The sequence below is a fragment of the Helicobacter equorum genome (assembly GCF_900198655.1).
GTDB lineage: Bacteria > Campylobacterota > Campylobacteria > Campylobacterales > Helicobacteraceae > Helicobacter_F > Helicobacter_F equorum.
Map to the genome: position 1 here is coordinate 1 of NZ_FZPO01000067.1, position 21,498 is coordinate 21,498.

At 35.6% G+C, this 21,498-nt stretch carries 23 protein-coding genes; all 23 read right to left on the reverse strand.

Annotated elements, in window-relative coordinates:
- On the reverse strand, positions 1 to 4,289 hold a 4,289-nt coding region (locus C6H22_RS08040), incomplete at its 3' end, for a hypothetical protein (RefSeq protein ID WP_104694755.1).
- On the reverse strand, positions 4,267 to 4,677 hold the full coding sequence (locus tag C6H22_RS08045) for a hypothetical protein (RefSeq protein WP_104694756.1): 411 nt from the start codon (positions 4,675 to 4,677) through the stop codon (positions 4,267 to 4,269). The genes C6H22_RS08040 and C6H22_RS08045, both read right to left, overlap by 23 nt.
- Before the next feature lie 2 nt (positions 4,678 to 4,679).
- Positions 4,680 to 4,934 carry a hypothetical protein gene (locus tag C6H22_RS08050; RefSeq protein WP_104694757.1) on the reverse strand — a complete coding sequence of 85 codons (255 nt, stop codon included), beginning with the start codon at positions 4,932 to 4,934 and terminating at the stop codon, positions 4,680 to 4,682.
- Between the two features lie 69 nt (positions 4,935 to 5,003).
- The gene (locus C6H22_RS08055; protein WP_104694758.1) at positions 5,004 to 5,957 is read right to left on the reverse strand and encodes a hypothetical protein; all 954 of its coding nucleotides are present in this window, start codon (positions 5,955 to 5,957) and stop codon (positions 5,004 to 5,006) included.
- A gap of 2 nt (positions 5,958 to 5,959) precedes the next feature.
- Positions 5,960 to 6,754 (reverse strand): hypothetical protein, encoded by a 795-nt coding sequence (locus C6H22_RS08060; protein ID WP_104694759.1) that lies wholly within the window; start codon positions 6,752 to 6,754, stop codon positions 5,960 to 5,962.
- 1 nt (position 6,755) lies between these two features.
- Positions 6,756 to 7,619: a hypothetical protein gene (locus C6H22_RS08065; RefSeq protein ID WP_104694760.1), complete on the reverse strand. Its 864-nt coding sequence runs from the start codon at positions 7,617 to 7,619 to the stop codon at positions 6,756 to 6,758.
- 67 nt (positions 7,620 to 7,686) lie between these two features.
- Positions 7,687 to 8,856 (reverse strand): phage capsid family protein, encoded by a 1,170-nt coding sequence (locus C6H22_RS08070; protein WP_199769832.1) that lies wholly within the window; start codon positions 8,854 to 8,856, stop codon positions 7,687 to 7,689.
- Between the two features lie 15 nt (positions 8,857 to 8,871).
- Entirely contained in the window at positions 8,872 to 9,438 is a 567-nt protein-coding gene (locus tag C6H22_RS08075) for a hypothetical protein (protein WP_104694761.1), read from the reverse strand.
- A 12-nt stretch (positions 9,439 to 9,450) separates the two neighbouring features.
- Complete coding sequence (locus C6H22_RS08080; protein ID WP_104694762.1) at positions 9,451 to 9,807, reverse strand: hypothetical protein; 357 nt, start codon at positions 9,805 to 9,807, stop codon at positions 9,451 to 9,453.
- A gap of 81 nt (positions 9,808 to 9,888) precedes the next feature.
- Positions 9,889 to 11,448, reverse strand: a complete 1,560-nt coding sequence (locus tag C6H22_RS08085) for a terminase large subunit domain-containing protein (protein WP_104694763.1) — start codon at positions 11,446 to 11,448, stop codon at positions 9,889 to 9,891.
- 67 nt (positions 11,449 to 11,515) lie between these two features.
- Positions 11,516 to 13,084, reverse strand: coding sequence for a hypothetical protein (locus C6H22_RS08090; RefSeq protein ID WP_104694764.1), 1,569 nt, complete (start codon positions 13,082 to 13,084; stop codon positions 11,516 to 11,518).
- Complete coding sequence (locus tag C6H22_RS08095; protein WP_104694765.1) at positions 13,085 to 13,300, reverse strand: hypothetical protein; 216 nt, start codon at positions 13,298 to 13,300, stop codon at positions 13,085 to 13,087.
- Positions 13,301 to 13,372: 72 nt separating this feature from the next.
- Positions 13,373 to 13,702 (reverse strand): hypothetical protein, encoded by a 330-nt coding sequence (locus C6H22_RS08100; RefSeq protein ID WP_104694766.1) that lies wholly within the window; start codon positions 13,700 to 13,702, stop codon positions 13,373 to 13,375.
- Complete coding sequence (locus C6H22_RS08105; protein ID WP_104694767.1) at positions 13,702 to 13,881, reverse strand: hypothetical protein; 180 nt, start codon at positions 13,879 to 13,881, stop codon at positions 13,702 to 13,704. The genes C6H22_RS08100 and C6H22_RS08105 overlap by 1 nt, the downstream gene beginning before the upstream one ends.
- Positions 13,874 to 14,350, reverse strand: a complete 477-nt coding sequence (locus C6H22_RS08110; RefSeq protein ID WP_104694768.1) for a hypothetical protein — start codon at positions 14,348 to 14,350, stop codon at positions 13,874 to 13,876. The genes C6H22_RS08105 and C6H22_RS08110 overlap by 8 nt, the downstream gene beginning before the upstream one ends.
- Before the next feature lie 11 nt (positions 14,351 to 14,361).
- Positions 14,362 to 14,727, reverse strand: a complete 366-nt coding sequence (locus C6H22_RS08115) for a hypothetical protein (protein ID WP_158654681.1) — start codon at positions 14,725 to 14,727, stop codon at positions 14,362 to 14,364.
- Between the two features lie 307 nt (positions 14,728 to 15,034).
- Complete coding sequence (locus C6H22_RS08120) at positions 15,035 to 15,259, reverse strand: hypothetical protein (protein WP_104694770.1); 225 nt, start codon at positions 15,257 to 15,259, stop codon at positions 15,035 to 15,037.
- A 70-nt stretch (positions 15,260 to 15,329) separates the two neighbouring features.
- Positions 15,330 to 15,710, reverse strand: coding sequence for a hypothetical protein (locus C6H22_RS08125; protein WP_104694771.1), 381 nt, complete (start codon positions 15,708 to 15,710; stop codon positions 15,330 to 15,332).
- Between the two features lie 40 nt (positions 15,711 to 15,750).
- Positions 15,751 to 16,326: a glycoside hydrolase family 108 protein gene (locus C6H22_RS08130; RefSeq protein ID WP_104694772.1), complete on the reverse strand. Its 576-nt coding sequence runs from the start codon at positions 16,324 to 16,326 to the stop codon at positions 15,751 to 15,753.
- 105 nt (positions 16,327 to 16,431) lie between these two features.
- A complete protein-coding gene (locus tag C6H22_RS08135) occupies positions 16,432 to 18,141 on the reverse strand; it encodes a portal protein (protein ID WP_104694773.1) in 1,710 nt (569 codons plus the stop codon).
- A gap of 10 nt (positions 18,142 to 18,151) precedes the next feature.
- Positions 18,152 to 18,688 carry a hypothetical protein gene (locus tag C6H22_RS08140; protein WP_104694774.1) on the reverse strand — a complete coding sequence of 179 codons (537 nt, stop codon included), beginning with the start codon at positions 18,686 to 18,688 and terminating at the stop codon, positions 18,152 to 18,154.
- A 2-nt stretch (positions 18,689 to 18,690) separates the two neighbouring features.
- The gene (locus C6H22_RS08145) at positions 18,691 to 19,377 is read right to left on the reverse strand and encodes a hypothetical protein (RefSeq protein WP_104694775.1); all 687 of its coding nucleotides are present in this window, start codon (positions 19,375 to 19,377) and stop codon (positions 18,691 to 18,693) included.
- A gap of 51 nt (positions 19,378 to 19,428) precedes the next feature.
- Positions 19,429 to 21,453: a coiled-coil domain-containing protein gene (locus C6H22_RS08150; RefSeq protein ID WP_104694776.1), complete on the reverse strand. Its 2,025-nt coding sequence runs from the start codon at positions 21,451 to 21,453 to the stop codon at positions 19,429 to 19,431.
- Positions 21,454 to 21,498 lie beyond the last annotated feature (45 nt).

Sequence of the window (21,498 nt, forward strand, 5' to 3'; positions counted from 1 at the left end):
AATTCCTCTAAGTCGCTCTTGGTATCTCTCAAGACTTCATAGAGGCTCTTTGCTGGATTCTCTAGTCGGACAAATCTCGCTAAAGACGCACCCAACAAATCGCTTATAAGGTTTTTATATATATCCTTGTCGATGTTTTGCACTATTATATTAGTGCCATTCTCATCAGTAGATTTTATAAGTGTTTGTATATCATCTGCAAGTTTGCCAAAATTCTCACTTCGCTCTTTTTGTAGCATTTTTGCAGTAGCACTTATAGAATCAAGCAAGTATGGTCTTAATTCTAAATTTCTCAATCCTGCTTCGGATAGATTATTTACTAAATTATGAAATACCCCTGCATTTTTGACAAACATATCCTTTAACTTGTTGGCACTCTCTTTATCAAGGCTTATGTCAAGCGTGTTTAACACATCAGCTATATTTTTGCCATTGCTGTTTTTAGCTATATCTGACAAAAGTGCAAGGTTTGCTCCCTCTATATCAGGGTAGGCATTGTCTTTTTCTAAATTTCTTGCGACTTGATATGCCAAATCCTCTACGCTCTCACTTTCCAAATATTTTGGTAAATTCTTTATCTCTGTAGCGTATTTGCCTAAATTCGCTAAAGCCTTATCCCCTATGTTTTGGGTGGTATCTAGGTTTGAGCTAAAAGCTAAGTCGATTAAATCTGTGTCGCTTAGGTTTTGTTTTGGCATTCGCACAAGAAATTCGTTGTCTTGCAAATCTATACCATAGGTTTTTTTAATGGCTTGTTTGTATGCTTTTTCACTCTCTTTGCTAAAGTTTAACATACCCTCCAATCTATGATTACCACTTATCACGCCTCCCCATTGTGTGATAATAGGTAAATCTCTAAAACCACCTACGCCTATCATTAGACTAGGATTAAACTCCTTAGCAATAGCGTCTATAACCTTATCTTGTCGATTTGTTCTTGGTTGCAAGGCATTATTTTCAAAATCTGGCTTTATCTCAAAGCTCTTGACTTTCACATATTCTAGTGGGATTACTTTATTATTATTAAGCACAAGATTAGAATCTACGCCTATACTCTCATGCTCGATTGGTTGCCCTCTATCTAGCACTCTTTGATTAGCACTAAGTCCTGCTAAGGCTTGTTTTTGTTTGTCAATCTCCTCTAATTTTTTTTTATAATCCTCTACTTTTTGTTTTTGTAATTTCTCCTCTTGCTGTAATTGTTGTGCTATTTTTTCTATTGAATCTTGTTTCTCTTGCAAGGCTCTTTCAAAAGGGCTTGTAATATTGTCTTGTGTGTCTATTTGTGTGGAATCTAGTGCATTGCTTCTAGCTGTGTTACTAAATTCTAATATCTCATCTTGTGTCTCATCTACTTGCGCTGTAATACGCTCTAGTAAATCTCTTGTTGGTGAGTTTATGCTCTTATTGTCTTTTAGCTGTGCGATAGAGAATTTAAATTCGCTTATATCGCTACTTTGTGATAGGGCTTTGCGTAAATGATAGCGTAATGCCATACCTTGTATTTTTTCATTAAATCCTCTTGCAAACGGGATATGTGGCATAAGGCGCATAATGCTTTCAAAAAGCATTTTTACAATTTGAAATTTAACTGCACCTTCAATAGTTGTAGCAATTGAGCTTCCTATCTCTTTAGTTATTGGTGTGTTTAAACTTTGTGCGATGAGTGCGTCGTTTTTAAATAAATTATGGAAACCTTTTGCAATTTCTATAAAATCTTTCGCTTCTTTGCTTTCAAACACGCTTTCTAAATTACCCAAACGTGTAAAAAACGATCCGCTATCAAAAACTTTGATTGAATCAGCAGTAATTAAAGCTTGTTTAAACATACCATTAAGGGTTGCTAACTCAAACATAGCTTTAGCTTGTGGATTTAGGGATTTAGTGATTTTTGCGTAATTGCTTACATCAGTTCCTTGTCCTTGCAAATACTTATACACATTATCAAGTGCCCTTGCTTTAGTCGTAGCTTCATCTCTTAACTTTAACCTATCGATTGTTTTAATCGTATCTTTCATGTTTGCATAATCTTGCAATGCTGTGCTAAAGAGAGTTTGGGCGTCTTTGTAAAGACTCTTGTTTTGTGAAAAAATAGAATCAATGCCCTGTTTAATATCATCTTTTAAAAAGCTCTCTACCGCTCGTTTGCTAAAGTCTTTGAAGTTTGGGTCAAGAGAGGTTTTATAGTAGCTATTGATTTGCTTTAGAGCATTATTTAGCTGACTAAATGTCACGCCTTTGGCATTGTATATATTGCTCTCCACAAAATTTAAAAACCGCATAGAGTCCTCTGGCAATATGCCACTAGAATCTAACTCTTTTCTAAAAGCTGTGTATTTGCTAGGATCGATTATGGTTTTATAATTAGTATCATACACACTACCTAAGACCTGCTCCATTGCTTCTTTATAATCTTTCTTTGTGCCTTTCTCTAGGCTTGTAAAAATATCCTTGACATTTATAGAGTCTAAGTTTAATTGTTCTAGTCGTTTTGTTAAGTTGTGTGTAGTTAAATGTAAAATGCGTGATAAGTTTGTATGTGCTTGTGGGCTATCTTTGGCAACTTGAGTAATGAAACCGCTAAGATTCCCACTCTCATCGGCTCTTAGTGCTTGTAAAAAATCTTTTTGTGCTTGGCTTTGGTTTTTTAGAGTAAAAATACTCTCTAGCCATTTTGCACTTTTTGTAATACTTGAGTTCTCGCCAAACCTTTCTTTTAAAACATTAAATGCTCTTGATTGTGTTTGTTCTCCTAAATGTAACTCACCACCAAAATTTTTGGCATACTCTCGCAAATGTACTAAATCATCTTTGTTGATATTATCATTTATAATCTTATAGCCTGATTGCGCATTGCCACTTTGCCAACGCTTTGCTAGTCCAAGAACTGGCATATAGTCTGTAGCAGTTCCTATGATATTGCCAATGTCTTTATTTTTAATGGCGTTTAGGGCTTTGTTCCCTGCGTAGCTTAGTCCAATACCTGCTATATCTACCACTACATTGAGTGCGCCCTCTTGCACTGCGTGTCTTATCATATCACTAAAATTATTTTTTCTATTGGCTACTGCCGAAGCGATAGCATAATCGAGCATACCACCGCCAAAAGCTCCTACTGCTCCATAAGCTGTTGCTTTATAGATATTCCCGCTTTTAAGTCCTTTTGAAAATCCATAAATACTACCTGCCATACTTCCAGCATTAGCAGTAATCCAGCTTTTCCAATTAGCAAAAAAGTCCTTGTTTGGTTTATAGAAATCTTTTTCTCCATTCTCATTTTCTTTAAAAAAATAGACATTGTTTTTCTTATCAGTTGCGACTCCGCTAAATCCTGCACTTAGTGCTACCGACTGCACTGCATCTAAATATTGAGTTCTTTTTTTATTGTCCTCTTTGGAATTGCCTAATTTTGCAATGGCGCTAAAAATATCAGTATGAGGTTCGGTATTCTCTAAGAAAATGAGTGCTTGTGTCGCGCCTTTTGTTATGATATTGTTTAATTGCTCCTCTTTATAATTCTCTAATCTCTCTTGGTCGGAAGTATTTCCAAACCAATCTGCTATTTTATCTATTGTGCTCGTTTGTGTGTCGATTATAAGTTTTTGATTTTGTGTTAGATCCTCATACTTTTGAGTATCCATAATGTCTTGTTTTTCTTTATAAAAATTTTGCAAAAATTTGTTTTGTTCTTTTAAATCTTTTCCACTAGCCACCATATCATTAATGTGTCTAGTTACACTTGTATCTGCAAGGGCGTTTAATGTTCCATTATCTAAATATTTTTGAGCATAGCTAATTTCATCTGCATTTAAATCTATACCATTACGCATTTTGTAAATAGCGTTGTTTTCCATATCCTTTTCATATTGGATTCTCTGTTGGCTTTTTAAAATGTTTTGTGGTAAGTCTTTGTCAAATATTGCTTTATAAAGTGGATTTACAAACTCTTTTACATCAAACGTATTTGATACTATGTCAAGCGCACCATAGCCTACTTCTTTTGCAAAATTGGTTTTGTAGTTAATGTCTTTTAATTGTGTTGGGGCTAAAGCCTCGCTTTGTTTTTGTCCTTGCTTGTAAATATCATAATTAGTAGTATTTTTACCATATATAGTATAGTTTGAAGCCTCTAATGCATCTAATCCTGCTTTGGCATTGTCTTTGTAAATGTTTTCAAACTCGTCCCAGTTAATATTTGTATTTAGGTCTTTTCGCAAGTAGTTAAGTGTTTTCTCATCGCCAAACTCTGCTCGTGCGCCTTGTATATTAAAGTTTATAATATCGCTCATCTTTAAGTCCTAGAAGTTGGTTTATAAGTTGGTTGTATTGTTCTGTGTAGATCTTTGGCTTTATTAAGTCATTATTAAAATTAAATAACTCAACAAAATTTTCAATCTGTGCTATTTCATCGTAGCTCGTTGCACTATGTGCTTGATATTGGATAAAATAATCAAGGTTTTGCACCAACACTTTTGAAAAACTAGGTTTTTCCATAGGAAGTTCTTTATAAGCAATATCCCCAAAACCTTTTGCGACAAAGAAATATGTATCATCAAAAGTATAAGTTTGTTCGGTGTTTAAATGCGCATAAAAGTTGTCTTCACTTGCCTCTAATGGTATTTTTAAACCATAGGCATTGCATAGCAAACCTTGAGTATCGAATGTAACTTTACGCACTATCACACTCTCATTGTGGGTAGTGTGTCGTTCATATTGGTGTAAAGTTCACTACTATTTTTTTTGAGCTCATCTCTCTGTGCTTCGTATTTGTCTGTGAGTGCTTTCTCATTTTTATAGACTTGTTTTTGAAATTCTAAGTTTTCTTTTGCGAGTTTGTTTTGCTCTTTGTTTGTTTTATATTGTGCCCACGATGAAAGTATTGAGCCACCGAGATTGAGACCTCCCATAAGGGCGGCTGCACCCATTAATGCCATAGCTAACTCCTTATAAAAATTTATAAGGGGTAGTATTCCAAAGTGATAAAAAAATCTAAAGGGATAAATTTAATTTAATCTCTCAAAGATCTTGTCGATGTCGTGGTAATTTTGGATTATATCGTCGCTAACGAGAAATCCTCTGTTGGTGAAGTCTATTAGTGCTTGTTTATACTTTGTCCTAAGAAGTCCTAGTAATTCTTTTAAATTTGCTTTGATTTGTTTTTTGCTTCTGGATTTAAACTCTGCTAGATCATAGATTCTTTTTCTTTCTGCTTCGGTGCTTCGTGAGCCATAGAGTAAATCTACGATTTGTGAGCCGAGTATTTTTTCTCCTGCCATTATTTTTTGATTTGTATCATTAATGCCTACAAAACCTCCACTTAATTTATTAATGCCTCTAGCAAGATAATTGATTACTCCCTCGCCTTTATCTATATTCTCTGCAAAATCCCTAATATAACCTGCGACATCCGCAAGTCCTCTTAAATGTTTTGCTGGTTCGCTACCCTCAATTTTTCGTTGTTTAAAATCTACATCCATTTTGTTTTCCATATACACTTTTGATAAATTCACTCCTAGTTCCCTAGCTATTAGTGCGTCTGCGAGTGTAATTTCTTTTTTCTTATCAAAATAATCAATCCCTGTGTTTCTAAAAACAAAAAATGGATTATGCCCCTTTTGTGTTATAGCACCTTGAGTGCCTTTGACATCTTGATCTAGTGTTGGTTGTATTTGTATATTTTGTTCTTTGGTATCTGGTGTTGTTTGGCTTAAATGTTTATCCATTTCATTATGGATAGTCATTTCTTTGGGTTTGTGTATTTTTGCACGCATAGCTTCTTGTTTAGATTTTTGCATTTCTTGATATTGTTTAGTTTTTTCATCATTGGCATAAAGATTTAAGCCTTGATTTATTCCATTACTTACATGTATTAATGTGTTGGCTAAATAACTTTGTTGAGGATTGCTTGGTTGTGTATCTGTATTTGATACTTGTGAAGTTTGTGGTGGTGTAGGCATTCTCACTCCTTAATATCTTGATTTTTTACAATAATGTTTAAACTATCGCTGACAAATACTCCTGTGTTGTTTTTCACGCGATAGGTGATTTTATACTCACCCTCTGTATCAGAGATGAAATCTATTTCTCCGCCTTTACCTAAGCTTTGATCGTCGTTTAGCAAAAACTCACTTTCATTTTGTCCAAAAATGCTAAGCCCTAAAATATGCACCTCCTCGTTTGGCTTAATAACTTTCTTAGAGGCTATAATAATGGTATCTTTTGCTCCTGTGCCATAGCCAAATGTCTCCTCTGCGCGTTGTGAGAGATTACCTAGAATCTCATCAAAATCAGTATCCGCCTGTTCGCCTATTTTGATTGCATAACTAGTGGCTTTATTTAATGGCTCACTAGCAATTGCTGGATCACTCCCATTTGCATAAATATTTGCGATACTTGTAAGAATATTTGCGCGGTTTATATAGGCATTGTCTATCACGCTTTGCTTTAATACAAAGCATTCAATTAGTGCTTTTAAATTTTGTGCCATAGCATTTAGTAAATTAATCTTATTTAGCACTAGATTCGTTTCTGCCTCTAACTTAGCTCTAGTCATATTCAAAGATAATTCTTTGTTTTTTAACTCTAGCTCGGTTACTGAAAGTGCTGTTTGTGAGGCTATTTTGAGTAATTCTAATTCTAGCTGAGCCCTATCTTTGCCGATAAAGTTTTTATCGTTAAGATATGTTAGAGTCTTGCTTTTGCGTAATTCTGAAAGAATGTCATTTAAATTTCTTATAAATTGGGGGCTATACATATTACTTTACCAAATAAATATTATTTTTGTTTTTTTGTTGCTCCAAATCCTCTATGTAGCTATCATTTAATAATTTATGCCCTATATCCATAATTAAGGCGTATGTATGTCGTTGAGAAAGTGCATTAAGCGATATTGATGAGTTATAATTAATGATTTGCAAAATTGTATTAGCAACAAACTCTTTTGCATTCTTATTTACCAAACCCTTTATAATTTCATTCAATCCCTCTTGTTGCATTGTAGTATTTAATCTATCTGTAACGCCTTGTTCTACGCTTTGTTGTATATTCTGCTCGATTGATTGTTGCAATGTTGGTAGTATGTTTTGCAATTGCAAACTCGCTATCTTTGTTTCATCTACTCTTACTTGTTGTATATTCTCAAGCACGATTGCGTTAAGTTCATCAGCTATATTAATGTTCTGGAGTGCCTGTGTAGTTTTTTCTTGCAAAAGATTTGTAATATATCCCTTTAAATTCTCATCTTGTGCAATGTTTGTTGCAATTTGCTCTTTATCTATATTCTGCAACGCTTCCTCTTTTGCTTCTTGTAAAGATTCTAAAAGCTGTGCGCTCACAAAACTTTCTAATGCTTCTTTTAGCTTTGTTTCTACGCTCTCCAAACTCGCATTAATGGAATTTTGCAATTCTGTTTGTTTGGTGCTTAGTGTTTGCGTTATTTCACCTTGTAAGGTGCTAAGATTCTGAGCGTGTTTCTCATCGCTATAGGTTTGCAACTCTTGCTTACTTTGTGTTTTGAAATCTAATAAGTCTTGTTTAATGTCATCACTTAGTGTATTTTTGATATTTTGGATTGTTTCTAAGTATTCTTTAATTTTGCTTAGTTGTTCTGTAATAAGCATTTTTGCTCCTTTGCCCTTAGTTAAGAATTTAGAAAAACACCTAAATAAAAGCAAAGAGTAGGAATCCCTACTCTTTAGAATATGCGAGTCCTATGGTTGCGTAATCTTGATTAGAATACACATTGAGATTCCCCTCCTCTAAAGCAAATCTCCCTTTTGCAATCGCCATAATTCTATCAACAGCACACTTGAGTTTTCGCCCTGCATCTACGCGTTCTACATAGAATTTAACAGAATCATATCCTGCCATAACTAGCGCATTCGCTCCGATAAGCGCTCCCAAAGATACTGGTTGTGTCCCTGCATAAGTGCTTGGTGGGGTGAGTTTTGTAAAGTTCTCTTTTGCGATATTTTCGTAAAACTCTCTGTCTTTTACCTGTGAATTCAAAAAGCCTGGTTGCATTTTTGTCCACACGCCCATATCAATAACTGGAGAGCCGTCAATTAACCCTGCTAGTCCTGTAAAGATTCTATTTTTATCACCCCTATCACCTGCATATTTTTGCATATCTTGCCATTCCGGGTCTTGCTTTAATTGATGAATACCATAACTATCAAGCAAAATCACATAAGAGTAGTTCATTACGCTAATTCCACCCTCTGTAACAGCTTCAGATCTTGTAGGTTTGATAGGGAATGCTTCCTTACCATTATATAAAAGTCCTGTTCGTGCCATAAACATAGCCCTGCGTAACATTTTTACATTGACTACATCACCTGCCACAATTTTTTTTGTGGCTTGTTGCACACTTCTGTCTGCTGTAGTATCTTTGTATCCATTTGTAGCGTCTGCTACCACGATGTTGGTAAAGTCATTAATGAGGGCAGTTGTGAAAGCCCTATCTCTAATATCATTTACCCACTCGGCAAGATTCTCTGTAACTTCTGCCTTAAAGTCTATTGCCCTCATCTTACTATATTGTTCAATTGGGCTAAGCAAAGCATTCCCTCGCACCTTTGGATAAATGGTTTGGGACAAAATCTCTAGCTCATCATAGTTTGTGTCAAAGTCGGCATTACCTTGCACTCCCTTGCCTGTGAGCTTTGTTTTTAGTCTTGGGCGACATGGTTCTAGGCTATCCACTGGAAAAGTCCTAATTGCCCTATCTCCTCCTTTTCCAACAAAAGCTTCCCATGGACTTTTTTTCCACGACGCAAATTCAATGTCTCTTGCTATTTGGATTCCTATGTTCTTGTCATTTATGAACATATCAAAAGTGATTTCGTTTGGTTGCATTTTTTTATCCTCTCTTTATTGTCTTGTCATTGGCAGATTTTCATCTGCACTTAATTCTTGATTACTTGCAACGCCATTAAGTTGCTCTGGCAAACCTGCGCCACTTTTGGCTTGTGGTTGCTCTCCCCCTAACTCATCTTTGCGATTAAAGATTTCAAGCAGTGCGTCAAAGAAAAATCTAGGTGGTAGCTCGTTTAGTTGATCTTTAATCTCTTGTGGCAATGTGTCAGCAAATGCCATAAGTTCTTGAATATTAATCTCTGGGTGTGCTTTTGCAAACTCTTGCATTTTGCTATCAAAGTCTGCTTGTTTCCCATTTTCCTCGATTGAGCCTCTAAGCTCACTTGCCTTTGACATTTTTCCTTTAATCCCCTCCAAAAACTCGTTTTGAAAAGTCAAGATTTGTTTAAAAAACTCCTCCCTATCATCAAAAAACAAGTTCTCTAGCTCTGTGCTTTCATTGACTTTTTGTGCAGCTGCTAATGCAAAGTCGCTTTCAAAAGCATTCATCGCGTCACTAATCTCGCCCTCTAATACAGAAAGCTCATCTTGTGGCGTGGGTTGTTGTGGTTGATTTTGCATTTTGCTCCTCCTTTAAAATTCTGTTACGATTTGCGAGGGCAGGAAGTAGAATACTCTTACAACAAGTTCACCACTTTGACCTCTAAAATTACCCTTTAGAATTTCACTTTTGCTCAAAGAGGTGATAACACCTGATTGGTGGCTTGTCTTTGTAGCAATATCAACATTTGATATAAACTCTTTTGTCCCTATACTAAGTGTTGCTACGCTTGTTGCTGGTGCTGGGGTGATGATTTCTAGTGATACACCTAGAATCTCTGCACCCTCTGGTAGAATACAAATATCCACATTGCTTGTATTTGCTTGTGTGCTTAAGTCGATTGGCACAACGCATAAATAACTTGTGTGATTGACTTTTTGTAACGCCATTTTTTGCTCCTTTTTTTAATTTGTGAAAATGTAGTTTTTTTCAAAAATTAAAAAAAGGGCTAAAAAAATAGCTAAACTTACTTAAATTCTAAAATTTCCCATACGCTGATAATATTGTGTAGAGCTTGTGTATGTTTGTTTTTGTTTGTATTTTGGTAAGACTTGTGGGTGTGCTAAAGCTGAAGCAATACAATCTATGCAATCATCTTTTCTAAATGGTTTCTCTGGATTAAAAGAAAAGAGTTCTTTTTTGATCTGATCCAATCCTCTTGCATTATGCAAGAAAACTAATTGCCCTGTGTTGTAATATGGTCTTAGGGCTTTTATTTTCTCTACCTTAGCTATCTTTCTACTTGCAGAGTAGTTTTGATAGCTATTTGTAATCATTGCTTTATTATTGTTTTTTAATTCTGTATTGACTTTACTTAGGGCTTGTTCCAAAAGTCGCACAAGCGTTAAGCCTCCGCCCTCGCTCTCTATAAATACTTGTGCGCTTGGATTATTGCTCATCACATCTATGAGATTTGTGATAGTTTCCTCCTCGCTCCAAATACCATATACGCAATCTTTAACTACATATCGCACATTCTCTTTATGCATCTCTACGCCTATAAGCACGATTGCGCGGTTGTCTGCTGAAGTATTGAGACTTGTTGCATTATCCACAAAAATATAGCTATTGTGTTCTCCTAACTCAAAACTTGGGATATTTTTAAAATACACGCTCTCAAAGAATCCTGCCTCGCTTACTTGGGGTTCTTGCAAAAATTGTGTGCTAAATTCATCATTGCCCATTTTTAAACGCAAGTTCTCTAGCTCCTCACGTGTGTGCTTAAATGGGAATAATGGCTCATTTGCCTTGCGTTTATAGCAATAATCGCCTATTTTGTAGGTTTTGTCCTCTTTCTCTAAGGCTTTAAGCGTTACGATATTCCATTCATCTATGGAACTTTGATCTGAATACTTGGGGTCAAGCAAAAATCCGCACAAATCCTCATCGCCTAAGCGTTGCATAAGAATTGTGATATTGGCATTTCTATTTTTTAAACGCGTCAATACGGATTCTCTAAAGTTTTGATTTACGCGCAATCGTTCTGCTCTTGAGGGCATATCTGAAACTTTTATGGGGTCGTCTATGAGTATTTGATCGGCGTGAAAGCCTGTAAGGGATGCTTTAAAAGTGGTGCAAAAAAGCCCTCCACCTTGTTCTAACACAATCTCTGATGAATTATCTAGCTTTAGCTTTGGTGGTGTGCCAAAAATCTGCGTAAAGAATCTACTCTTTAGTAATGTTCGCACCTGCATAGATATTTTTTTGCATAACTCATCGGAATAACTGATATAAAAAAAGCTCCGTTCTGGGTGATTTCCTAACGCCCACGCTATAAAATTACGCGCGATAATCTCGGTCTTACCATAGCTTGGAGGCATATTCACCATAAGATTTTTTATAGGTGTTCTTTCTTGTGTAGGTAATGTATGTTCTAAGACTTTGCACAGGTAGTCGATATGCCAATTATCGTGAAATTCTTTTCTCTCAAATCTTTCAAATTTTAAACGCATAAAGGTTTTGAAATCAATCTTTGCCTTTAAGCGTATTAACTTCTCTTTTTTTAACTCGTTAAGTTTGTTTGCTTCCATTGTCTTTTAATGTCCTTTGGGTAAAAAGTAAAATGTATAGTAAAATAAGCCATAACGTTTAAAAAGGCTAAACCTCTATGTCTGCAAAGACTGATGAGTATTCTAAGTTTTCTCCATATAGTGTTTTATAACTTTTTATCACTTCTGGATCTTTTACATACTCTAGCAAATATTTGTGGTCCTCAATCTGTGCGTAAGTAAAATATAATGGGCTAAGCTCTTTTAATTCCTCGATCTTGTCAAGTAGTTCATCGCTAGGAATAGTTGGGAGTTTTGTAAAACAATCAAGACTAGGCGTTTTATAGTTTGGATTCTTGGCTTTGTAGCTAGTAGTATCAGAAACATTCAAAAACCTAAAAACACTATTTTCACCATAACTTCGTATAAGTGGTAATGTATTAGATTGTATATAGTTTATGAGTTTTTGTGATATGTCTAAATCTTTGTTTTGTGAATCTTGTAGTGTTTGTTTGTGTGCGTCAATCGCTCTAAGTGCATATAAAATTCCCATTTCATAAGGGTTATTAATATATTTTGAAACCTCTGCATGTTTGGATTGTATCTGTGCTTCCACAAGCATAGGATTTTTCATATAATTTAATAATTCGTTTGTTTCTTGTTCCATAAGAAGTGCATTAGCTTTCGCCACCTCTTGTGGATTAGAATCTAAGAAATCGCTTTGATTTAAAACATATCTTATTTTTTTATCTAAAAATCCCTTATCCTCTCCATAGTTATAGCGCACTAGGTAATCACTCACTTGGTCGCCAAACATAAACTTATCAATTCTAGTGAGGTAATAATTTGCCTCTTGAAGTGTGAGTTGTATTAAAAAATCTCTGCGATTTTTGTTGTCTTGTTCGGTTAAGTGGTATTCTCTACCAGTAAAGGTTTTTTTAAGCCACCTGCTTATTTTTGATTTATCTACTTTTTGAGTGTAGCTTATACAAAAATACACTGAAAGATGATGCAAAACCTCATTTATTCGTGGCAAAATTCTATATTCAAAAGCGTGTAGTTGTGTTTGAAACATATATCGTTGGTCCTGTGCATAATTATGATTTTGTAAATTAAATTCTTTACTAGAATGCAAGGATTTTGGTGTATCGTTATACATAAAACCGCCACCTAAAAATCTACCATTCCTACCAAAAATGCTATCTGATATTTTACTTGCTACTTGTGGTGTTTTTGAGGGGTCTTTGGCTTGGATAGGGTCAAAATGACTATAATCTCCTGCTCCACCTCGCGTATAATTCTCACCTTTAGCAAGATTTGTATAAGCTGACATTGGGTCAAAGTTTTGCATAGCTGGTGGTGGTGTGGCTTTGTGTAGTGCTTCTCTTTGAGCTTTGGATATTTCGGTAAAAGCCTTAACAAACTCGGCATTGCTTGATATGAGATTACCATCAAGTGCCTCCATTACTGCTCCTTTCTCTAAATCGTGCCCTAAAAATTCTCCAACACTACCTATAATACCTCCGCCATCTCGCGTATAGTTTTTTACTGCATACTCGATACCTCTATCGACTGCAAATTTTACACTATCAAATGTGATAGTTTTAAACTTTCCTTGTGCTAATAATGCTTTTACTTTTGGATAAATTGTGTTTGCTACATCTTGATATACAGACATTTAATCACTCTTAGTGCAAAATGCTAAATCTCTCTCTAGTTTTTGCGTGTATATAAGGATTTGTTGTAGTGTTTGTGCAGTGTTTTTGTGTGGTATAGGTCGTAATGGTGGTGTTATCTCGCATTTTGTAGGGATATAGACTGGCTCTTTGATGATTCTAACGCAACCTGTGCTTAAGATTGATAAAACTAGGATAAATGTAAGTCGCTTTTTCAAAACATTCCTTTTAATTTTCTTACAATACTAGCTTTTTGGCGTAGTAAAAATAAGGGCTAAAGCTAGAGCATTTTAAGGCGGTGTATCATAGAATGTAGATACAAGCCTTTTAATGCTCTCTAACTCTTGTTTGCAAGTCTTGTCATTTATATAAACATTTTGAAATTTTGTGATGATCTTTGTATCGCTCTCTTGCCGTAATGCCTTATAAGATTGTATATCTAGCGCATTTTTTTGTATTTTAGCGTTCTGAAATGCAATAAGCGTATCCCTGTTTGCTAAATCCTCTCTTAGCTTTGCCACCTCTGCACTTAGTTCATTATTTTTGTAACTCAAATATCCACAAAGCCCAAATATAAACAAACCTAACAAAATACCCAAAACTGCAATAACTTTAGACATCATCTATTACTTTTTGGTGGTGTAGTGGTGGGATTTGGTGGTGTAGTGGTGGGCTTAGGATTAGATTGTTGTTTGCTCTGTGTGTTAAATAGATTTACTGCTAAATAATTACTTAACTTTGCACCTGTTGAGGATTGAAGTCCTTGTTTGAATTGTTTTTGATACTCTTTTTTATACATTTTGTTCCTCCTGTTTTTTTGTTTCTCGCTCTTGTTGTTTTATGTTGTTTTCATAATAACTATCCACGATACTTCTTAATTTTACGTCTGGTGTAGGTGCGTCATCGATACTATAATGGAATGTTTTTCGTAACTTGTCTTTGAGTATTTTTATGATTAGCACAACGATTCCAAATGTTATTTCTGGCATAGCCGAAGCACAATAAGCGATGAATGCGCCTGTTATTAAATCTTTGCTTAGTATATCTGGAGTAAGGCTAGAATAAAAATAAAGTATCGCTCCTATAAAACATCCCAAGCTTAGACCAACCTGCACTAAAATTGATAACCAAAAAATCTTGCGTGGCACATCTTTAAAAATAGATATATAGCCTATGCTTAGTGCTATTGCAAGGCTAAATCCACCACCTATTAAAGCCACTATAACTAAAAAAAACATTTCCTTAATGCTAAGGTTTTCAATCATCATATAAAATCCTTTTATCTACTGGTAGTCTTTAATAGCTCATCTGTGTATAAGACTTCTAATCGTTTTTTTAATCCTGAGTCTGATATAAATGGGTCTTTGCCATTGTTAAAACTCTTATATATTGGCATACCGCCTTGTATACTTTTCTCATTACCAAACCGCACTATCGAAATAGCTTCATTTACTGATATTTTGGATATAGGGAGTGCGGTATCACTAGCATTGTGGCATTGTCCGCAAGATATATCACCTAGCACTTCTGTGTTTTTTGCAAGTTTTAGCTCAAATAATCTATCAGAATCCCTAACATCAAGTCGCTTTGCAATAGTGGTATTTGCGATATTTATATCTTTTAACTGCTCTTTAATTAGTGCCATCTTATCCTGTATGTCTGCTATATCCTTAAAAGATAAATAAGATACAAGCAATAAAAAAGCTAATACCACTATAAATAATCTATCCATTTGCATTGCCAACCTTTAAAAAATTATGTAATTGTATTTGTATTGGAAAGGTATTTAAAGGGTTAAAAAAATTTTATGTGCTTTCAAGCTTAGGTGTTTTACCATCTTTGCTTATTGTATGGTGTCTTGTAGTAAAATCCTATAAGTGTTGGGTTTTGCTATCTCTATAGCTCTCTTAGCTTGTGTAAAATGGTAGGACTAGCACAAAGAGTGCTAGAGATTAAAAGCAACCACAAGTTGGGCTTGTTGAGCCGTCGCAACATACTGCTCTCCCTCCTCTACAACCGCATACCCCTTTATGACTAGAGCAACAACCTTGCTTTTCCATATTGGATTGTGGCGTGTTACACGCTTGGACTTGAGTTTCTGCTTTAGCACAACCAGAAAATATAGCTAAGCTTGATAAAGACATAGCTATGCTTATTGCAACAATAAGGCTTTTCATCTTAGTTCTCCTAGTATTGAAATGCTTTGCTATTATACTCCTTTTATCTTTTGCTTATCTAAATTTGTTTTTATTGTCTTACCATAGGTAATGTTTTGTTGTTTGCGTTCTTTATTTTATTTCTCTTTTTCTCAAATTCATCATTCATGTCGTTGTATGTATTTTCTAATGCTTGATTCTGTGCAGTTTTCATTTTAAAGCCACTATTGATTGCTTCTATCTGATTGTCTTTCGTGGCGTTTAAAATCTCGTTTTGAGAAGCCAGTATTTCACTTTCTTTTATCCCATTATGTAGATCAATTCCGTCTTTTACGCCTTGCGTCGTTGCTTTTATCGCATCTGCAGTTCCTTGTGCAAAAGCCCCTTTCTTTGTGGTATCTATAACTTTTCCATAAGCGCTATCTATAACTGACGCCATTCTCGTAAGGTTTGTTGTATCAGTTTTTGCCATATTTTCCTCCTTATTTGGATTAGTGGCTTAAATCAAGCCACTATGATTCGCTTACATGTTGTATGTAAAAATCACCGACTCTATTGAGCCACCCTTGTAAAAATTTTGCATTACTGCCTCTTTTTGATCTAATTTTAAGAAACTCGACTCTGTTATCGCAATAATGTTTTACAAAATCACTTCCTGCCTTATTTACTGCCTCAAGTGTTTGTCTTCCGAATTTTCCATCTTTAACAATGTTTAGTGTGGCTTGTGCCACTAGAACTGCTCTCCTGACGCCTGAATTCACCGCAAAGTCATATATTGCATTTGCAATATCTTGATCATTGATTTTATCTCCTTTGATTGGGTCCCAAAATTGTTTTCTATAGAAATTTTTCATTTCCTCTACAAACTGCACATTACCTTTGCATAAAATCTCTAATTCTTTATATTTAGATTTATTAAATGGTGCTAAAGCCTTTTTATAATTGTCTACATCATTCCAAAGCTTTAGGTGGGGGTTCATAGCTCTTGCTATACCAAATATTGTTTCACCTCCTTTATCGCCTACTACGTTTGCGTATCCTCCTTCCCATTTTAGAGTTTTATCCTCTGAAATCTCGAAATTAGCCATTTTTACTCCTTTTATTTAATTGCAAGTTGATTACCAAACTCGTTATCGTGGCTTAAGTCTCATAGTCTCTCGTAACCTATTTTTAGTAGTCTTGGTTTGTGTTTTCTATCTTATATCGCTAGGGCTTATTTGCATTTTTCCTTTTACCTCCTCGACTTTGTTATTTTGGGCTTGTGTGTTTATTTGTTCGGTTGTAGCTTGTAGCATTTGTGCTTGAGCTTGTGCTTTTTGTGCTTGTGCTGTATCTTTTTGGATGCTTGCTTGAATTTGTGCTTGAGCCATTTGCTCGTTTGCTTGTTGTGCTTGTGCTTGAGCTTGAGCTTGTTGGTCTTGTGCTTGTTGTGCTTCTTGCAAGATCTGTTCTATGTCATCTACAATAGGGCTATCTGTGTCTTTTAGCATATATGGTAAAAGACTAGGCACAAGGTCTGGTCGTGTGGCATTGATAGTTTTTAAAATCTCTACCCAATGCGCGAATCGCTCCTCTCTACCTTGCATTTTTAGCTGTGTTTTATAGACTAAATCAAACGCACCTATCCTTATAGTATTCTCAGCGTTTTCATTAATGTTAAAATATCTCTCGCCTGTGTGCTTATCTACGATTCTAAATGTCTGCTTTGCGTTAAAATAATGCTGTATCAAATCCAACACTTTTTCATACAAAATCCTATCCATTAAATCACAGCTTCTAATATACTCTTGCAATCCCATTAGTCCTGCATCTCGCCTTTGTGCTATGGCTGTCCCACTTTGGCGATTTATCGCTGTTCCTAAAGTTTCATCATTTAGTCCGCTTATGATTTTTGCTAGGTGTCGTTTTTGCTCTGTTTTTTGACTAAGTGTGGCTATGTCTGAATGATGTTGGATAAATTGCATTTTGTTGTTTGCCAATGCTCCATCTCGCACACTTACTATAGCATTATCAAGTCCTGCACTCATAACAAATTCATCACGATTGATAACCGCACTTTCCTCAAAAAAGACTTTCATAGAACCCATCATATTTGCCTGTCTATTCTCTGATATGTTTATGTAGTCTTGTAGTGGTCGTATATCTCTAAAAAGCCCATAAAACCGAAACTCCTCATCAATAGCATACTTCCCGATCACAAAAGGGTGCATATTATTGAGAAATGGTCGCTCCTCTATGCTATAAATCGCACTATTACTCCAAATGTAGCGATTCCAAGTATTCTCTTGATAAGTCTCACTCCATTCTAAAACCCAAGTCTCTATCACAAAGGCTCGTTTGTCTGAAAGAGAGTTATATGTAGGAATATTGTATTTTTTTGCGATACTCTCATCTATGTTTGTTTTTTTGTGAAATCTCCTTGCGTCTAGTGCGTTTAAATCTGTGGAATATTTATCAACCAAAAAGCTATTTGCTGGGATATGTTTTATGGTTATGTGATAATTTTGTTCTTTGTCTTGCTTTATCCAAACTTCCAAAACGCCTAATCCCATAATTAACTCTTTGTCTCTTAGGGCTATTTCTCGATCATATTTTCTATCTTGATTAAACACTCGCAATAAGTCGTTTAAAAGTTTTGCTAATGGCTTGTCTTGTTCTCTCCTACCTGAAACCTGTATTTCTGTAAGGCTTTGTAACTTGTAGCCTAGAATCTTATTGACAATCATTTTATAAATGTTTTCAATGATAGGTGTTTGTCCTCTTTGTCGCAAAATTGATTGCATTTCCTCGCTTAGCTGATTTCCATTATAATACCTAATGGCTGTATTAAATTCATCTATTGCTCTTTGCGCAAACATTTTATCTGCGTTATACATTTCCTCTAGCTGTGTGATGTCTAGCATTACTTAACCCTTATTGCAAAATGGAGACACTAAACTGCGCGTTGCCCCCTGCTTGATTGTCAATGACAAAGCTTAAAGTATCATTTGGCTTAATGGTAAGCATAAAGCTTTTAACTTGTCCGCTATAAGCTTTGCCGTTGGCATATACGCCTGAATATTTAGTAATTGTGACTTGATGCTTACAGGAGCAATTAGAGAAAAAACATCTATAACATTGACTTTCTTTCTCATTCCATCGTGTTTGATAGGTGGTCTGTGCATTACCCATGCCACCTGTGCAATAATCTATCACAACATCATTAAGTTTGCAGGTGATAGTGCAACCTGTATAACCTGCTTTATAGTAGTTAGCACCCCAGTTTGTCCCCCAGTTTGTGAGGGTGTTATTTTGCACTCCAAGCCCACCTGTGATAGTTACGATAGCATACACGCTATAAGTGTTGGCGTTTGTATATGTTTTAGTTACATTCTTCCCACTAAAACTAAAGGTGCTGACATTTGTCCCATCGCTTAGTGCGTAAGGTTTCCTTATGATTGGAATAGACATCTTTAGCCTTGTGTGCTTAGGTTGTTTGCTAAGTCTTCAATAAGCTCTTTATCCCCATAGGCTTCTACATTTTTTACAAGTTCTTGTATGCTTGTTCCAAACGCCACAGATTCCTCGATTAAATCTTTTGCATTTGGTTTATAAAATATAAATTTGTATTTGTAAGAAAATATCTCTTTTGGACTTTGGGCTTGTTCCACTGCCTTTTGCAAAGTTTGGCGATAGCCGATAATTTTGGCAAGTTTTTTGTTAAACTCCTTATTTTTTTCTATCACCTTATTACATAAAGTTTCTAAATCTATCTCGCGCACTTTTGCTATCTCTGGTAAAAAAACTAGGTTGCTAGAATCTTTAGTGACTATATATTCCTTAGCCTCTGTGATTTGTGTATTCCAAGTGTCAAACTCACTATTTGGCAATGCCAACTCAAAAAGTGCATTAGAATCTAAATCACTCGCCCACGCTAGATAGGATTTGTGCTTTATCTTTAAACTCTCTAAGTTCTCATACACAAACGCACCATTTTTATACTCTGTGCCATAAAGCACATAGTCTTCTTTATTCATCGGAATCTTTACTACTTGCAAAGTGTTTTCATCCCACTCTGGCATTTCTTTTTTGGTAAATATTTGCACGACTTTGTTATTATCAATCACTGCGTATTTTTCATTCTCAATTGCTGTTGCCATCGACTTAACTCCTTTTTATTGATGTTTGGTAAGTTGTGTTACCAAGCTTACTTAACTTGTTACCTTTGTAGCAGTGGACACAATACATATGCCACCACTTCCTACGACGACATTAACACTATCGTTTGCGTTTATCTTAAACATTCCGCTAGAGCATAAGCCCTTTTGGCTTCCTCCACCTGTGCCACCTGCCGCACTAACATAACTTCCAAAACTTGTAGCTACACCATTGCCTGTGCCACCTTGCACAAATACATATGTATAAAGCGTGTTGTTTGGAGCGGTATAAGTGCCATTGCTTGTAAATGTCTGGCGTGTATGCTCTAGTCCATAATTTTGTAAGTTACTTTGTATCGTCTCAATAGTCGTCTTGATCGTGGCTATCTCACCAGACGCAATTGCGTCTAAATTGCTTCGGTATTGCTCCCATAAACTCTCTAGGTCGCTTTTTAGCGTTGTGTGTGTAGCATTTAACTCTCCTTGTGCTGTGCTTATCTTAGTATCTACTTCACTATAAGTCGTATCGCGCTTAGTTTCTAAAGTCTGATTAACTTCCCTTATAGTATTAGTCTTAAGCGTATCGATTTGGTTTGTTATGTCTGTGTGTTGGGTAGTTAGTGCGTTTTTCTTTTCCTCATAGAGTGTGTTAAGATCTGCGGTGTGTTGGTTATATTCATCTGTTTTCGCTTGTGCTAGTGCCTCAAACTCACTTCTTTTTTGTGTGTTTAGCTCATTAAACTCATCTTGCTTTTGTGTGCTTAAGTCATTTAGTGCTTGTAGGTTTGTAGCGTGTGTTGTGCTAACTTCTTGCACCTTTACATCTAAGTCTTTTAAAAATTGCACTATTGTATCGTTAGCCTCGTTTATATTAAGTTCTTTTATCGCATAGTCTGTATTAAAATCCTGTATAGTTTGATTTATTTGACTATAGAGGGTGTTTAACTCTTGCAAGTAAGTGTTCTTTTGCACATTTAGTTCGTTTTCATAATTTTCCTTATCTGTTAAAAGTGCAGTTTTGACTTCATTTAGGATATTTGGCACAAGTGAATTTATTTGGTTTCTTAATTCCTCCCCCTTAGTGATTAGCACCTTGAAACTTAGCTCTAGTGCTTGTAAGTCTTGCATTTGCTCTTTTATAGCAGTTATAGCCTCTAAAACTATATCCATTTTCTTAGCTCTATTATCAAGCTTGGTATAAATTTCTGTGACTAAATCTAAATGTGCTTCACATTTTTTGTAAATGCTTAGCGTGGTATTTGTGGCATTTTGTATGGTCTCTAAGCATTGATTTACAAAAATAGCGGTTTGTGTAACCTCTTGTCTTAATGATTCTGCGTCGGTATTTGCTACAAGTAGTGTAGAGATTTGTGTTTCATAAAAACTATAAATATCTTTTGAAATTTTGTATAACTCGCTTAATCCCTCTAGGTTTAAGCGTGTATGCTCTCTAAAACTCTGTGAATCTAATAGGGCATCATTTAACTTCTGTTCAAAAGTATTAAGTTTGTCTAGTCTCTCTTCATCTATAGGGTATGGGAATGGTGTAACCTGTATGGTTGGTGGGTTTTGGATAGTCTCCTCTAGTTCTATACCACTTTGCTTAAGTTCATCGGTGGCTTGTTGCACTAAGTTTTTAGCGTCTTGCGTGGAGTTTGAATCTTGTGGTGGTGTTTGTGTATCCTCGCTTGGCTGTTGTGTGTCCTCTGATGTTTGTGTGTTTGCCTGTGCGCTTAGCTCTACACCCTCTTTTACAAGAGCCACCACTTGATCATTGGTGCTTAGTATATTCACAAATGGTGTGATTTGGGGGAATTTTTGCTTAAAGTTCTCAAAATCTTGTGCAAGTGTTGAGCTATGTGCATTTTCGCATAGCTTCAAAAGCTCTGTTCTGAGTTCTTGTTCTGTGACATTATCAATCCCACTTAATAAAGGCTCAATAAGTGATAGCTGTGGCGTGATTAGTGCTACAATCTTTGGCTTAAGTGTTGCTAGTTCTTGACGCTCCAAAATAATACTATACATAAATCCCATGATATTAAAAGGATCGCTTGGAGTTTGTGTATCTTGATTTGCCATTTTTGCTCCTTTTTTCGTAAAACTCTAGCATTTAAAAAAATGTAA